Here is a 14,573-nt window from a genome sequence, read left to right as displayed (position 1 = left end):
AGCGCGGCGGAGCCGCCGCTCTGCACAGGCGCGAAGCGCAGCGGAGCCGCCGCTCTGCACAGGCGCGAAGCGCAGCGGAGCCGCCGCTCTGCACAGGCGCGAAGCGCAGCGGAGCCGCCGCGCTGCACAGGTGCGAAGCGCAGGTGCGTCAGCGACCCAGGCGACCGCGGCCGAGGCGCAGCAGCAGCATCGCGAGGGTGTGGCCCTCCTGGCCGAGCTCGCTGAACCGCTCGAGCACCTTCATCTCGCGGCTGTGCACGAGACGGGGGCCGCCGGACGCCATCCGGGTGCGGCCGATGATCCGGGAGACCTCGCTGCGGCGCTTGATCGCCGCGAGGATCTCGGCGTCGAGCCGGTCGATCTCCTTGCGGAGTTCGTCGATCTCGGCCTCGGTGGTCGGCAGGCCGGTGGTGTCGTCGGCGTCGGTGTTCTTCGTCGCGTCGTCGTTCGATGGGATGGGGGCGCCCATTTGTACTCCTCGTGTCACTCACTGGATCGTCGTCGGTCCCGCGGGTCGTTACCCGATCCAGGCCGTCTCACGAAAAAGCCCCGGATCCGTAGTCGGACCGCGGGGCTCGTGGGGTTGATCAGGCCACGGGCACCGGAGTCCGGTACCCGTAGAAAAATCGCCAGGGGTGGCGATCATCGGCGCTGAGCATGACCCCATTTTGCCATGCGTGACGAGGTGCACCCACGTGTGGGTGCCGCGCGGCGCCGATTGTCGGTGCGCGGCGGTAGCGTGGACGGGCGATGAACACATTCTCCGCTGCAGCCCAGGCCGGCCCCCGCACCTCGACCGCTGATCTCCTCGCGGGACTGAATCCGCCGCAGCGGGACGCGGTCGTGCACACCGGATCGCCGCTGCTGATCGTGGCCGGGGCCGGGTCGGGCAAGACCGCGGTCCTGACCCGCCGCATCGCGTACCTGCTCGCCGAACGCGATGTCACCCCGGGACAGATCCTGGCCATCACGTTCACCAACAAGGCCGCCGCGGAGATGCGCGAACGGGTGGCCCAGCTCGTCGGGCCCCGCGCGAACAGCATGTGGGTGGCGACGTTCCACTCCACCTGCGTGCGGATCCTGCGGATGCAGGCCGCGCTGCTGCCTGGACTCAACTCGAACTTCACCATTTACGACGCCGACGACTCGCGCCGGCTGCTGACGATGATCTCGAAGGACCTCGAGATCGACCAGAAGAAGTACTCGGCGCGGCTGCTGGCCACCCACATCTCGAACCTGAAGAACGAGCTGATCGGGCCGGAGCAGGCCACCGCCGACGCAGACCGCGACACCAACGAGGTGGTCCGGCTGGTCGCGCGGGTGTACGGGCACTATCAAGCTCGGCTCCGTGCGGCGAACGCGCTCGACTTCGACGACCTGATCGGCGAGACTGTCGCGCTCCTGCAGAACCATCCGCAGGTCGCCGAGTACTACCGGCGCCGCTTCCGGCACGTCCTGGTCGACGAGTACCAGGACACCAACCACGCCCAGTACGTGCTGGTGCGCACGCTGGTCGGGGAGGACGGCACGGCGGCGGTGCCGCCTTCTGGCCCTGCGCCGGTACCGGCGTCCGAGTTGTGCGTGGTCGGCGACGCCGACCAGTCCATCTACGCGTTCCGCGGCGCCACCATCCGCAACATCGAGGAGTTCGAACGGGACTATCCACAGGCCCGCACGATCCTGCTCGAACAGAACTACCGCTCCACGCAGAACATCCTGACCGCCGCCAATGCGGTGATCGCCCGCAACACCGGCAGGCGGGACAAGAAGTTGTGGACCGACTCCGGCGAGGGTGAGCTGATCACCGGCTACGTCGCCGACAACGAACACGACGAGGCGTCGTTCGTGGCGTCGGAGATCGACCGGCTCGTCGACGGCGGCGACACGAGGTTCGGTGACGTCGCGGTGTTCTACCGCACCAACAACTCCTCCCGCGCGCTGGAGGAGGTGTTCATCCGGCTCGGCCTGCCCTACAAGGTGGTCGGCGGCGTCCGGTTCTACGAGCGCAAGGAGGTGCGCGACGTCGTCGCGTACCTGCGGGTGCTGGAGAACCCCGACGACACCGTCAGCCTGCGCCGCATCCTCAACACCCCGCGTCGCGGGATCGGCGACCGCGCCGAGGCATGCGTCGCGGTGCATTCGGAGCAGCGCGGCATCGGGTTCGCCGCCGCACTGCGCGACGCCGCGGCGGGTACCGTCCCGCTGCTGAACACCCGATCCCAGAAGGCGATCGCCGCGTTCATCGACATGATGGACGAGATCCGCGAGTCGATGCAGCCCGACGACACCGGCCTGATCGACATCGGCGAGATCGTCGAGTCCGTCCTCGACAAGACCCGCTACCGTGCCGAACTGGAGGCCAGCAGCGACCCGCAGGACGGCGCCCGGCTGGACAACCTCAACGAACTCGTCAGCGTCGCACGTGAATTCAGCTCCGATGCGCGCAACGCCGCCGGGCTCGACACCGAGATCGACGAGGCTCTCGAGGGCGCGCTGGCCGCGGCAGGCGAGGACGACCCGGCGCTCACCGACGGCGAACCCGATCCGGGGTCGTTGGCTGCGTTCCTCGAACGGGTGTCCCTGGTGGCGGACTCGGATCAGTTGCCGGACAACGGTGACGGCGTGGTGACGCTGATGACGCTGCACACCGCGAAGGGCCTCGAGTTCCCGGTCGTGTTCGTCACCGGCTGGGAGGACGGTCAGTTCCCGCACATGCGCGCCCTCGGGGACCCCGCGGAACTGTCCGAGGAGCGGCGCCTCGCCTATGTCGGTATCACCCGCGCCCGGCAACGGCTGTACGTGACCCGCGCCGTGATGCGGTCGGCGTGGGGTCAGCCCATCACCAACCCGGAATCGAGGTTCCTGCAGGAGATTCCGCAGGATCTCATCGACTGGCGGCGGGAGGATCCCGGGCCGGGGCTCGGCGGCGCGATCGGTGGCGGCCGGTTCCGTGGCGGCCAGGGGTACGGCGGCGGCTACGGCAGTGGTGGCTTCGGTGGCGGCGGCTACGGTGGCGGCTTCGGCGGACGGGAGAAGGCCGAGCCGACACCCAGCTTCGGTGCCGCCCGGCCCCGTAACAACCACCTCGTGCTCGCGGTCGGGGATCGGGTCAGCCACGACAAGTACGGGCTCGGCACCGTCATCGAGACCAAGGGGGCGGGCACCACCGCCACGGTCACCGTCGACTTCGGCTCCTCCGGCAAGGTCCGGCTGATGCTCATCGGCGGCGTGCCGATGGTCAAGCTCTGACCCCTCCACCGTTCGTCGTTTCCCTCGCCCTTCAGCCGGGGGGTGCGGAGCCGAGGGGAGGCGCGCCCGGGGTGACGATCCCGTGGTCGAAGGCGTACACGATCGCCGCCGCTCGGTCACGGAGGCCGAGCTTGACGAATATGTGGCCGACGTGGCTCTTCACCGTGACCTCCGAAATACCGAGGGCCCGGGCGATCTCGGTGTTGGACCGGCCGCGTCCGATCAGCGCCAGCACCTCGGTCTCGCGCGCCGTCAGGTCCGAGGCGCCGCGTCCGTCCGTGACGGGAGCCGCCGAACGGTAGGTGTGCAGCACCCGTCCGGTCACCGACGGATCGAGGCACGACCCACCGGCCGCGACCGTGCGCACCCCGCGGATCAGCTCCTCGGCGGGGGAGTCCTTGAGGATGAACCCGGCCGCCCCGGCCCGCAGCGCACCCGACAGCAGTTCGTCGTCGTCGAAGGTGGTCAGCACCAGCACCGGTGGATGCGCGTTCCGGGCCCGGAGCTCGCGGGTCGCGGTGATGCCGTCGACGTTCTTCATCCGCAGGTCCATCAGCACCACGTCCGGGGCGTGCTCGCGCACCGCCGCCGGGACCTGCGACCCGTCCGAACACTCGCCGGCGATCACGAAACCGTCCTTGCGGCGCAGGATCCGACGGAGCCCCGACCGGACCAGCTCCTGATCGTCGACCAGCAGCACCCGCACCTCCGGAGCTGTCACGACAGCCCTGGAATCCGGCGCAGGATCCCGGTCGGGCAGGGGCCGCCGGGCAGCGGCATCCGCGCATGCACCCGCCAGCCGTCCCCGTCCGGTCCGGCGCGCAGGTCCCCGCCGAGCAACGTGACCCGCTCACGCATGCCGCGCAGCCCGCTGCCCGTCGACCTCGGCGCAGCCGGCACCCGAAGCCGATTGCGAACGTCGACGGTCACCGCGTCGGTCCCGATCGCGACCCGAACGTCGGCGTCGGTGCCGGGGGCGTGTTTGACCACGTTGGCGAGGGATTCCTGGGAGACGCGATAGATTCCGAGCCCGGTCGCGGCGGTGACCGCGGACGGATCTCCGTGCAACTCGAACCGGACCGGAAGTCCAGCGCGCCGGAAGTCGTCGACCAGATCGGGGACGTCGCCGATACCCGGTTCCGGATGCGCGCCGGACGGCCCCGTACCGAGCAGGCCCACCGTGCGGCGGATGTCGGCCATGGCCTGCCTGCCGAGCCGCTCCGCATCGGTCAGCGCGTCGACCGCTTCGTCCACGTCGCGGTCCTGTTCGAGTGCGCGGCGCGCCGCGGTCAGGTGCAGCAGGGTCACGCTGAGCGAGTGCGCGATCACGTCGTGCACTTCGCGTGCGATGCGATGCCGCTCCGCCGCGGCCGACTGTTCGGCCTGGATGGCGCGCGCCTCACGTTCCTGCTGCAGCAACCGGAGCTGGATCTGCATGAGCCGCCCGATGATCCAGCCCAGTCCGATGGTCAGGACGTACCAGGTCGCGGTCCCGTCGAGTCGGCCGCCGGCCGCGAAGGCGATCGGGACCGCCGCGGCCGCGGCCGCGGCAACCAGGCTCACCGCCGGTCTCGACGTGGCCGCCACCTCGCCGGCCGTCATCGCCAGCAGTAGTGGCGCGAAGTCGAACTGTGTGGCAGGAGGGTCGAGCATCAGCAGCGTCGTCGCGGTGATGACGAGGGCGGCGAGTGCCGGCCGTGGCATCAGCATCCCGGGTCTGACCATGTCGCCGATCATCGGGGTGATCGTGACGATCGCCCCGACCAGGAGCGGCCAGCCCGGAGGCACGAGGGCATCGCGCTGCGCGACCGCGATCACCGCGATCACCGCCGTGGCGGCGTGTTCGAACAGCGGGACGGCCATCGGGTAGTCGTACCCGCTCTCCGCCAGCCGTTGACGGAAGAACTCCGTGACCTGCACAGGGGCAGCGTAAACGCCGGTCGGGGGCCCGCGCATCCGTTCGGGGGTGGAGTCGGCCTCCGCCCTGGGTAGGAGAGCAAGTCCCGACTCCGGCACGGCGACGAGACCTGCGCCGAGTTCGTAGCGTGGGTGAAACGACGTTCCATGGAGGTGGCGAGATGTCCTGGACCGAATTCCGAGAACGACGACGAGTGCTCGAGGATGTGCTGGACCGAGCCGCGACGGATCCGGGCGTGGTGCATCGGCTCGGCGAGATACCCGGCGCCCGAGCGTATTTCAGGTCGCCCGACGAGATCCTGCTCGCCTTGCAGCATCGGTGGACCGGTCACCTCGCGGCACTGCTCGACCAGGCGGTCGAGGACGGCACGGCACCCCGGGACGCCTGGCTGCGTCTGGCGAACGAGCAACCGGCGCTGCGCGCGGTGCTCGACGCCGGGGCCGCGGTGTCCGCGGCACTGCGCCGGGAACAACGAGGGGAACAGCGGATGGCGGACGCCTACCTGACCGGCCGCACCACGGCGGCGGTGTCGGGGTAGAGCCTCAGTCGCGCTCGACGCCCAGGCTGATGCCACGGGTGGCCAGCCACGGGATGGGGTCGATCTTGTTGTCGCCGGCCAGGTGCACCTCGAAGTGCAGGTGCGGGCCGGTCGAGAAGCCGCGGTTGCCCATGCGGGCGATCTGGTCTCCGGCCATGACCTGCTGGCCGACGGAGACGAGCGAGGAATCGATGTGTCCGTACACCGTGATGGTGCCGTCGGCGTGCTGCAGACGCACCCACATGCCGAATCCGGATGCGGGCCCGGAGTCGATGACGACGCCGTCGGCGACCGCGTAGATCGGGGTACCGATCGCATTGGCGATGTCCACGCCGGCGTGCAGGGTGCCCCAGCGGGAGCCGTACCCGGAGGTGTAGGTGCCGAGCGCCGGGAGCACGAACAGCGGACGCCGCGCCGCGGCCTCGCGGGCGGCACGCTCCTCGCTGAACCGCTGGCCCTTGGCGAGCAGGTTCGAGAACTGGGTCAGGTCCGCGGGGTCGGCGACGTTGAGGACCTGCGGGGCCTGGGACGGCGTGGTGCTCGAGGTGGTCGCGGCGAACTGGGCGGCCTGCGGCTCGGCGGTGGACGCGATCGTCGAGGCGTCGTCGGCGGCGAGCGCGACTTCGGGGGCCTGCTCCGGGCCGCTGTTCGCGGCCTGTCCCGCGGCGACCACGGCGCCGGCGGCGACGGCCACGACCGCGGCGCGGCCCTTGAGGGCGGTGGGGGGAGTGGGGATGCGGTGCGCTCCACCGCGGCGAGCGGGAGCTGCGACATTCGCGAGGTCGGACCCGGTGGGGTCCGTGGTGGGCTTCGCGTGGGGAAGCGCCGTGACGACCGCGGTCGGGTCGTCGTCGAACGAGTCGATCTGCTGGAGGGGGGTGCTGCGGTAATCGGTGCCGGCGTAATCCGTGCCGGGGTAATCGGTGCCGGGGTAATCCGTGCTGCGGTAATCAGTGGTGCGGTAATTCATGGAGCCGTGGGTCTCGAAACGTGATGACCCGGTGTAACGCTGTGCCGAGTACTGCGGATATGACTGATTGCTCGCGTCGTCGGCGGCGAACCAGTCCCTCGGTTTACTGGGGGCAGGTGCCGTTCCCGGATGGGCTGCGACGGTCTGAGCTGCGAATTCTTCGGCGTATGCGGTGTCCGGTACTGGGACGGTGCCGAATTGGCTGGTCGTGGAGGGCGCGCGGTGCCTGGACAAGAACCTGCCGTCCTTCCGTTCGTGACCTGCCTGTGACTTGGACTCAGCGACGGTAACGAAACGGTCGCAACACCCGCAACCTTTGGAGGGGACCCGCCGAGCCATTGTGATATCCATCACAAATTGATCACGGACGAGCTGGGGCGCTGCTCCGCTGTGTGGGGCGGCGGACAGCACTCCCGGAGAGATTTCGTCGCGTGAGCCATGGCGCAACGGGAGGCTGCGGTGGGCGTGGCGATCGCGATGGCGTATACCTGATCGGGTGGCCCTTGACCAATGGTCGGGTCGCCGAGTCGGAGATCGCGCCGACGGACCGGCTCGCGATCGCCGGTGCGGCGCTTTTCCACGAGTCAGCCGCCGAGGCCCTTGTGTCCGGCGGCCGTGACCTGCGGCGCACGCACCCCAGGCCGTGACATATGCCACATAGCATCGACGCGAGGGCTGTGTCGCGGAATCAACTAGATATTGTCCCGAACGGACCCGCTCCTACCCCTCGAGCGGGCGTCAACGCAGACGAGACGGTGAGCAGATGGATCTCTTCGAATACCAGGCGAAGGAACTCTTCGCCAAGCACGACGTGCCGACGTCGGCCGGCCGTGTTACCGACACTGTCGCCGGTGCCCGCGAGATCGCCGAGGAAATCGGCAAGCCCGTGATGGTCAAGGCGCAGGTGAAGGTCGGCGGCCGCGGCAAGGCCGGCGGCGTCAAGTACTCGGCAGACGCGGATGCAGCGCAGGCGAACGCCGAGGCCATCCTGGGCCTCGACATCAAGGGCCACGTCGTCAAGAAGCTGCTCGTCGCCGAGGCGAGTGAGATCGCGGAGGAGTACTACATCTCCTTCCTGCTCGACCGCACCAACCGCACCTACCTGGCGATGTGCTCGGTCGAGGGTGGCGTCGAGATCGAGGTCACCGCCGAGGAGAACCCCGACGCCCTCGCGAAGATCCCCGTGGACGCCGTCAAGGGTGTCGACCTCGCGTTCGCGCGCAGCATCGCCGAGGCGGGCAAGCTGCCTGCCGAGGTCCTCGACGCCGCGGCCAACACGATCCAGAAGCTGTGGGAGGTCTTCATCAAGGAAGACGCTCTCCTCGTCGAGGTCAACCCGCTCGTCCGCACCCCTGACGACCAGATCCTCGCCCTCGACGGCAAGGTCACCCTGGACGCCAACGCCGACTTCCGTCAGGCCGGCCACGCCGAGTTCGAGGACCGGGACGCCACCGACCCGCTCGAGCTCAAGGCCAAGGAGAACGACCTCAACTACGTCAAGCTCGACGGCGAGGTCGGCATCATCGGTAACGGCGCCGGCCTGGTCATGTCGACCCTGGACGTCGTCGCGTACGCCGGTGAGAAGCACGGTGGCGTCAAGCCCGCCAACTTCCTCGACATCGGTGGCGGCGCCTCGGCTGCGGTCATGGCCGCCGGCCTCGACGTCATCCTGAACGACGCCCAGGTCAAGAGCGTCTTCGTCAACGTCTTCGGCGGCATCACCGCCTGTGACGCGGTCGCCAACGGCATCGTCGGTGCCCTGCAGACCCTCGGTGACGAGGCCAACAAGCCGCTCGTCGTCCGTCTCGACGGCAACAACGTCGAAGAGGGCCGCCGCATCCTGGCCGAGGCCAACCACCCGCTGGTCACGGTTGTCGCCACCATGGACGAGGCCGCCGACAAGGCCGCCGAACTCGCGTTCGCCGCGAAGTAAGGGACTAGAACAATGGCAATCTTCCTCACCAAGGACTCCAAGGTCATCGTCCAGGGCATCACCGGCGGCGAGGGCACCAAGCACACCGCCCTGATGCTCAAGGCAGGCACCCAGGTCGTCGGCGGCGTCAACGCCCGCAAGGCCGGCACCACGGTCTCGCACACCGACAAGGACGGCAACGCCGTCGAGCTCCCGGTCTTCGCGACCGTCGCCGAGGCCATGAAGGAGACCGGCGCGGACGTCTCCATCGCGTTCGTCCCGCCGGCGTTCTCGAAGGACGCCATCGTCGAGGCCATCGACGCGGAGATCCCGCTGCTCGTGGTCATCACCGAGGGCATCCCGGTGCAGGACTCCGCGTACGCGTGGGCCTACAACGTCGAGAAGGGCAACAAGACCCGGATCATCGGCCCCAACTGCCCCGGCATCATCACCCCGGGCGAGGCCCTCGTCGGCATCACGCCGGCCAACATCGCGGGCAAGGGCCCGGTCGGCCTGGTGTCGAAGTCCGGCACCCTCACCTACCAGATGATGTTCGAGCTGCGTGAGTACGGCTTCTCCACCGCCATCGGCATCGGCGGCGACCCGGTCATCGGCACCACCCACATCGACGCCATCGAGGCGTTCGAGAAGGACCCGGAGACCAAGCTCATCGTCATGATCGGCGAGATCGGCGGCGACGCCGAGGAGCGTGCGGCCGACTACATCAAGGCCAACGTCACCAAGCCGGTCGTCGGCTACGTCGCGGGCTTCACCGCCCCCGAGGGCAAGACCATGGGCCACGCCGGCGCCATCGTCTCCGGCTCCTCGGGCACCGCCCAGGCCAAGAAGGACGCCCTCGAGGCGGCCGGCGTCAAGGTCGGCAAGACGCCGTCCGAGACCGCCGCTCTCGCGCGCGAGATCCTCGAGACCCTGACCGTGGGCGCGTAACACCCCCTCGTTCACGCCGACGGGCACCTGCATCGCGCAGGTGCCCGTCGGCGTTTTCGTGTCCGTGTCCGGTAGGCCCGGCCGACGCCGTGGTCCACCCGTGCAGCGCGCCATCGGCCCACCGCGACGAGGTGCGCTAGCGTTGGTTCACCGACCTGCCCGAGAGCCCAGTGCCGCGTATCGACGAGGAGCCGACGATGACGTATCCGCCCACAGGACCCGGCTATCCGTCCGCGGGCCCCGCGGGTCCGGGCCTGCCGCCGGTCCCGCCGGCGCAGCCGGCGGGCGGTCTCGCCGCCAAGCCGCTGCCGCACCTGCTGTGCATCGCGGTGCTCGCCCTCGGCGTGGTGAACTTCCTGGTCGGGTTCGCGCCCTTCGCGAAGGTCACCACCTTCAGCGAGACCCCGCTGACGCAGAGTTCCTTCGAAGGCGGCTACCCGGTGATCGCCCTGGCGCTGCTGCTGGTCGGCGGACTGCTGGCCGGGCTGTCGCTGCTGCCCGGGCAGGACCAGTACCCGATCGTTGCGGTGACCTCCCTGGTGGGCTTCCTGGTCTCGCTGTTCTTCCTGTTCACCCTCTCGGATGGGGTGAGCCTGGCGTGGGGCGGCATCCTCAACCTGATCCTGGGGTTCGTGCAGGCGGCGGTCGCGATCGCCGCGCTCGCCCTCACCCTGGGCCTGGTCCGTATGCCGGCGCCGCGCCCGGTCGCGTACCCGGCGCAGCCGTACGGCCCTCCCGCGCCCGGCTACGGTCCGCCGCCCGGCTTCCCTCCCGGCTACGGTCCGGGGCAGCCGCCCGCGCCGGGGCAGCCGGTCGGCTACGGCCAGCCCGCCGGTTACGGTCAGCCGCAGCCCGGCTACGGCCAGGTGCCCAACCCGTACGCGCCGCCGCAGCCCGCGTCCCCGCCGCCCGCGCCCGGCCACGGCGCGCCGACCCAGCAGACCCCGCCGCAGCCCTACGGGCCGCCGCCGCAGCAGCCGTACGGTCAGCCGCCGGCCGGCAGCGCACCGGCCTCGCCGGATGAGGCCGCGGCAGGCGAGGACTCCGCGGCGCAGACTCGTGCCTTCGGCGTCGACCAGCCCGAACGTACCGACGACTGACGCAGTCGGCCCGATGAATTCCGCGCTCAGCCGCGCCGCCACCCGTCCCGACGGTCAGCGGCGCACCCCGCGCCCCCCGATCCGCAAACCCGCGACCGGCACCCGCCCCAGCCCGACCCCGGAGCAGGTGCGGGCCCTGCTCGGGCTCGGTCTGCGGCCTGCGCTGCTCGCCCTCGTCGTCATCGCCACGTGCATGCTCGTCACCCTCGTCGCGGCGAACAGCGACCTGACCGGGACGAGCGGTGCGATCGCGGCCGGGTGGCTCGCCGTCCACCAGGTGCCGCTGACCATCGGCGGCGCGTCGCTCGGGGTGTTGCCACTGCTGCCGACGCTGGTGATGGTCGCGGCGGTGGCCCGGGGCTGCTCCCGCGTCGTCCACGCGTCCACCCCGCGGCACGAGTGCTGGTGGGTGCTCGGCGCCGCGGTCGCGGGTCCGCTGGTGGTCACCGCGATCGCCCTGGCCGTGGTCGCCGACGCCGCATCGGTGATCGCCCTGTCGACGCCGAACCCGCTGTCCGCGTTCGCGTGGGTGGCTGCGGTGCACCTGACCGGCGCCGGGATCGGGATCGGAATGCGACTGTGGCGGCCGGCCGTGACCTTCCTCGGCGTGCCCGACTGGGTGCTCGCCGCCGCGCGTCCGGCGATGCGGGCTGCGATGGCGCTGTTGGCCACCGGCGCGGCGATCACGGTCGCCTCGCTGCTCGCATCCTGGTCGACGGTCGGGATGCTCGTCGAGGCCGGGGACGGTTTCACCGGTGGGCTCGGGCTGACCCTGCTGTCGATCCTGTACCTGCCGAACGTCGTCGTCGGGGCCACCGCGGTGCTGGTCGGGTCGGCCGTCCACGTGGGATCCGCGTCGGTGAGCCTGTTCGACGTGGTCGGTGGGCCGGTTCCCGCCCTGCCGGTGCTCGGCGCGTTGCCGGAGCAGTCCTGGGGTGACGGCTGGCTGGCGGCACTGGTGATCCCCGCTGCGATCGGCGTGCTGTTCGGCCGCGAATGCGCCCGCCGGTCCGGTTCCCCGCTGCTGGCCGCGAAGACCGCGCTCGTCGGGGCGTTCGCCGTCGCCGTGGTGTTCGCGGTGCTCGGGTTCGTCGCCGGGGGTGCGCTCGGGTCGTTCGGTTCGGTCGGCGTCACCGTGGCCACGTTCGCCGGCGCCACCTTCGGTTGGCTCGCCCTGTGCGGCGCTGCCGCGGCGGCGGTGACCCGATGGCGGGCCCGGCCGGAACCGGAACCGGAACCGGCACCCGAGCGGGCGCCGCGACCGCCGCGGCCGAACGTCGTCCCGGAAACCCCGGCACTGCCCGGTGGACGCATCGCCGACGGCACCGCGGCTGCGGAGTCCGAGGCAGGCGGGGGCGAGGTCCCACCGCCGTCCGAGGCTCCCGGGCCCGGCGACGGGACGGACGCGCCGGACGGCGCGGCTCCGCGGACCGCGGTGATCGAGGCCGAACTGCTCGAGGACGCCGAGACCGCCCCACCGGTCGTCGACATCGAACCGGGGTCGGTGGTCGACGCCGAGGTGGTCGACGAACCCGGCGACACCGGGGCGACCGAGGCCGGGGTGGTGCAGGTCACGGAGCCGAAGCCGGAGGAGGACCTGCCCGAGGGCACCCGGACCAGCAGCGACTAGTCTTACCGGGTGTCGGCGGCAGCCGACGGTATTCACGGCCGGGCCCCGGCCGATGCCCCGAGGAGTAGAGCGCTGACTGCCCCGCATGTGTTCCGGCCCGATGACACCGGTACGCCGGTCCGGGTCGTGGTCCTCGCTTCCGGCACGGGAAGCCTGCTGCAGTCGCTGATCGCGGCCGCCACCGACGACTACCCGGCACGGATCGTCGCGGTCGGCGTGGACCGTGAGTGCGCCGCCACCAAGCACGCCGAGGCCGCCGGAATCCCTGCCTTCAAGGTCGCGTTGGGGCAGCACCCCGACCGTGCCGCCTGGGACCTGGCGCTGACCGAGGCCGTCGCCGCGCACACCCCCGACCTGATCGTCTCCGCCGGGTTCATGAAGATCCTCGGCCCGGAGTTCATGTCGCGGTTCGGTGGCCGGATCATCAACACACATCCCGCGCTGCTGCCGTCCTTCCCCGGCGCGCACGCCGTCCCCGACGCCCTCGCCTACGGCGTCAAGGTGACGGGATCGACCGTGCACCTTGTGGATTCGGGTGTCGACACCGGGCCCGTGCTGGCCCAGGAGGCGGTGATCGTGCTCGACGACGATGACGAGTCGACGCTGCACGAACGCATCAAGACCGTGGAACGGCGACTGCTGGTCGAGGTCATCGCCGCCGTCGCTACCCGAGGAGTTGTTTCCGATGGACGAAAGGCCGTGATCCCGAAGTGACCGAACGTAAGGCACTGCGCCGCGCACTGGTGAGCGTGTACGACAAGAGCGGTCTGGTGGAGCTCGCCACCGGCCTGCACGAGGCCGGCGTCGAGCTGGTCTCGACCGGATCGACCGCCGCGAAGATCGCAGAGGCCGGCATCCCGGTCACGCCGGTCGAGTCGCTGACCGGGTTCCCCGAATGCCTCGAGGGTCGCGTGAAGACGCTGCACCCGCGCGTGCACGCGGGCATCCTCGCCGACACCCGCAAGCCCGACCACCTCGCGCAGCTCGAGGAGCTCGGCATCGAGGCGTTCCAGCTGGTCGTGGTGAACCTGTACCCGTTCACGCAGACCGTCGCCTCGGGTGCCACTCCGGACGAGTGCGTCGAGCAGATCGACATCGGCGGCCCGTCGATGGTGCGTGCCGCGGCGAAGAACCACCCCTCGGTCGCGGTCGTCGTCGACCCCGCCAAGTACTCCGACGTGCTGGCCGCCGTCGCCGCCGGCGGGTTCACTCTCGCCGAGCGCACCGCGCTCGCCGCGCAGGCGTTCCAGCACACCGCCGCCTACGACGTCGCGGTCGCGTCCTGGATGACGTCGACGCTGGTCGAGTCGGACTCGCAGTTCCCGGAGTGGACCGGCGCCAGCTGGGACCGCACCGCGGTGCTGCGTTATGGCGAGAACCCGCACCAGGCCGCCGCGCTGTACGTGAACCCGGCCGCGCCCGCGGGCCTCGCGCAGGCGACGCAGTTGCACGGCAAGGAGATGTCGTACAACAACTACACCGACGGTGACGCCGCGTGGCGCGCCGCCCACGACTTCGACGCTCCCGCGGTCGCGATCATCAAGCACGCCAACCCGTGCGGTATCGCGGTGGGAGCGGACATCGCCGAGGCGCACCGCAAGGCACACGCCTGCGACCCGGTCAGCGCGTTCGGCGGCGTCATCGCCGCGAACCGCGAGATCACCGTCGAGATGGCGGAGCAGGTCGCGGAGATCTTCACCGAGGTCATCATCGCCCCGTCCTATGCGCCCGGTGCCGTCGAGGTGCTGGCGCGCAAGAAGAACGTGCGCGTGCTCGAAGCGGTCGCGCCGACCGAGACGGGCGTCGAACTGCGGCCGATCTCCGGTGGCGCGCTGCTGCAGCAGCGGGACGTCCTCGACGCCGAGGGCGACGACCCGAAGAACTGGACCCTCGCGGTCGGCGAGGCGGCCGACGAGCAGACCCTCAAGGACCTCGAATTCGCTTGGCGGGCTTGCCGTTCGGTGAAGTCCAACGCGATCCTGCTGGCGTCCGACGGGGCGTCGATCGGTGTCGGCATGGGGCAGGTCAACCGGGTCGACTCCGCGCACCTCGCGGTGAACCGCGGTGGTGACCGGGTGGCCGGGTCGGTCGCCGCATCCGACGCCTTCTTCCCGTTCCCCGACGGCCTGCAGGTGCTGGCGAACGCCGGCGTGAAGGCGGTCGTGCAGCCGGGTGGATCCGTCCGGGACAACGAGGTCATCGAGGCCGCACGTGAAGCCGGCATCACCATGTACCTGACCGGGGCGCGTCACTTCGCGCACTGATCGACACGACACACGAGAGGTGTGCACCCTGCCGGGTGCGCACC

At 70.6% G+C, this 14,573-nt stretch carries 12 protein-coding genes; 8 read left to right on the top strand and 4 right to left on the bottom strand.

Translation table 11 applies throughout. The annotated features are described in order from the left end of the window. Positions 1-148: 148 nt before the first annotated feature. Entirely contained in the window at positions 149-469 is a 321-nt protein-coding gene (locus ACWDUM_RS03475; RefSeq protein ID WP_450132890.1) for a chorismate mutase, read from the bottom strand. A 281-nt stretch (positions 470-750) separates the two neighbouring features. Here ACWDUM_RS03475 and pcrA point away from each other — a divergent pair, with 281 nt between their 5' ends. Beyond that, on the top strand, positions 751-3,249 hold the full coding sequence (gene pcrA, locus ACWDUM_RS03470) for a DNA helicase PcrA (protein ID WP_450113290.1): 2,499 nt from the start codon (positions 751-753) through the stop codon (positions 3,247-3,249). Positions 3,250-3,280: 31 nt separating this feature from the next. Here pcrA and ACWDUM_RS03465 read toward each other — a convergent pair whose 3' ends face one another. Both ACWDUM_RS03465 and ACWDUM_RS03460 read right to left on the bottom strand, forming a co-directional pair. Beyond that, positions 3,281-3,949: a response regulator transcription factor gene (locus ACWDUM_RS03465; protein ID WP_450133318.1), complete on the bottom strand. Its 669-nt coding sequence runs from the start codon at positions 3,947-3,949 to the stop codon at positions 3,281-3,283. A 17-nt stretch (positions 3,950-3,966) separates the two neighbouring features. Next, positions 3,967-5,169: a sensor histidine kinase gene (locus ACWDUM_RS03460; RefSeq protein ID WP_450132889.1), complete on the bottom strand. Its 1,203-nt coding sequence runs from the start codon at positions 5,167-5,169 to the stop codon at positions 3,967-3,969. 158 nt (positions 5,170-5,327) lie between these two features. Here ACWDUM_RS03460 and ACWDUM_RS03455 point away from each other — a divergent pair, with 158 nt between their 5' ends. Beyond that, positions 5,328-5,705 carry a hypothetical protein gene (locus ACWDUM_RS03455; protein ID WP_450132888.1) on the top strand — a complete coding sequence of 126 codons (378 nt, stop codon included), beginning with the start codon at positions 5,328-5,330 and terminating at the stop codon, positions 5,703-5,705. A gap of 4 nt (positions 5,706-5,709) precedes the next feature. Here ACWDUM_RS03455 and ACWDUM_RS03450 read toward each other — a convergent pair whose 3' ends face one another. Further along, positions 5,710-6,675, bottom strand: a complete 966-nt coding sequence (locus ACWDUM_RS03450; protein ID WP_450132887.1) for a M23 family metallopeptidase — start codon at positions 6,673-6,675, stop codon at positions 5,710-5,712. Between the two features lie 763 nt (positions 6,676-7,438). Between ACWDUM_RS03450 and sucC the strand changes: the two genes are divergently transcribed. The 6 genes from sucC to purH all read left to right on the top strand — a co-directional run bounded on the left by sucC (position 7,439) and on the right by purH (position 14,529). Next, positions 7,439-8,608, top strand: coding sequence for an ADP-forming succinate--CoA ligase subunit beta (gene sucC, locus ACWDUM_RS03445; RefSeq protein WP_450113286.1), 1,170 nt, complete (start codon positions 7,439-7,441; stop codon positions 8,606-8,608). Positions 8,609-8,620: 12 nt separating this feature from the next. Then, positions 8,621-9,535, top strand: coding sequence for a succinate--CoA ligase subunit alpha (sucD, locus tag ACWDUM_RS03440; protein WP_450132886.1), 915 nt, complete (start codon positions 8,621-8,623; stop codon positions 9,533-9,535). A gap of 197 nt (positions 9,536-9,732) precedes the next feature. Next, positions 9,733-10,635, top strand: a complete 903-nt coding sequence (locus tag ACWDUM_RS03435) for a DUF5336 domain-containing protein (RefSeq protein WP_450113284.1) — start codon at positions 9,733-9,735, stop codon at positions 10,633-10,635. Positions 10,636-10,648: 13 nt separating this feature from the next. After that, positions 10,649-12,265: a cell division protein PerM gene (locus tag ACWDUM_RS03430; RefSeq protein ID WP_450132885.1), complete on the top strand. Its 1,617-nt coding sequence runs from the start codon at positions 10,649-10,651 to the stop codon at positions 12,263-12,265. 72 nt (positions 12,266-12,337) lie between these two features. Continuing rightward, positions 12,338-12,979, top strand: coding sequence for a phosphoribosylglycinamide formyltransferase (purN, locus tag ACWDUM_RS03425; RefSeq protein WP_450113384.1), 642 nt, complete (start codon positions 12,338-12,340; stop codon positions 12,977-12,979). Next, positions 12,976-14,529: a bifunctional phosphoribosylaminoimidazolecarboxamide formyltransferase/IMP cyclohydrolase gene (purH, locus tag ACWDUM_RS03420; protein WP_450132884.1), complete on the top strand. Its 1,554-nt coding sequence runs from the start codon at positions 12,976-12,978 to the stop codon at positions 14,527-14,529. Before purN ends, purH begins: the two co-directional genes overlap by 4 nt. Positions 14,530-14,573 lie beyond the last annotated feature (44 nt).

Source organism: Rhodococcus sp. NPDC003322 (assembly GCF_053589555.1).
The sequence above is the reverse complement of the archived record's forward strand: the minus strand, read 5'-3'. Positions and strand labels throughout refer to the sequence as shown.

Coding starts and splice junctions, on each gene's coding strand:
- ACWDUM_RS03435 (WP_450113284.1), top strand. CDS start 9,733: ATGACGTATCCGCCCACAGGACCCGGCTATCCGTCCGCGGGCCCCGCG.
- ACWDUM_RS03430 (WP_450132885.1), top strand. CDS start 10,649: ATGAATTCCGCGCTCAGCCGCGCCGCCACCCGTCCCGACGGTCAGCGG.
- sucC (WP_450113286.1), top strand. CDS start 7,439: ATGGATCTCTTCGAATACCAGGCGAAGGAACTCTTCGCCAAGCACGAC.
- ACWDUM_RS03450 (WP_450132887.1), bottom strand. CDS start 6,675: ATGAATTACCGCACCACTGATTACCGCAGCACGGATTACCCCGGCACC.
- sucD (WP_450132886.1), top strand. CDS start 8,621: ATGGCAATCTTCCTCACCAAGGACTCCAAGGTCATCGTCCAGGGCATC.
- ACWDUM_RS03455 (WP_450132888.1), top strand. CDS start 5,328: ATGTCCTGGACCGAATTCCGAGAACGACGACGAGTGCTCGAGGATGTG.
- ACWDUM_RS03475 (WP_450132890.1), bottom strand. CDS start 469: ATGGGCGCCCCCATCCCATCGAACGACGACGCGACGAAGAACACCGAC.
- pcrA (WP_450113290.1), top strand. CDS start 751: ATGAACACATTCTCCGCTGCAGCCCAGGCCGGCCCCCGCACCTCGACC.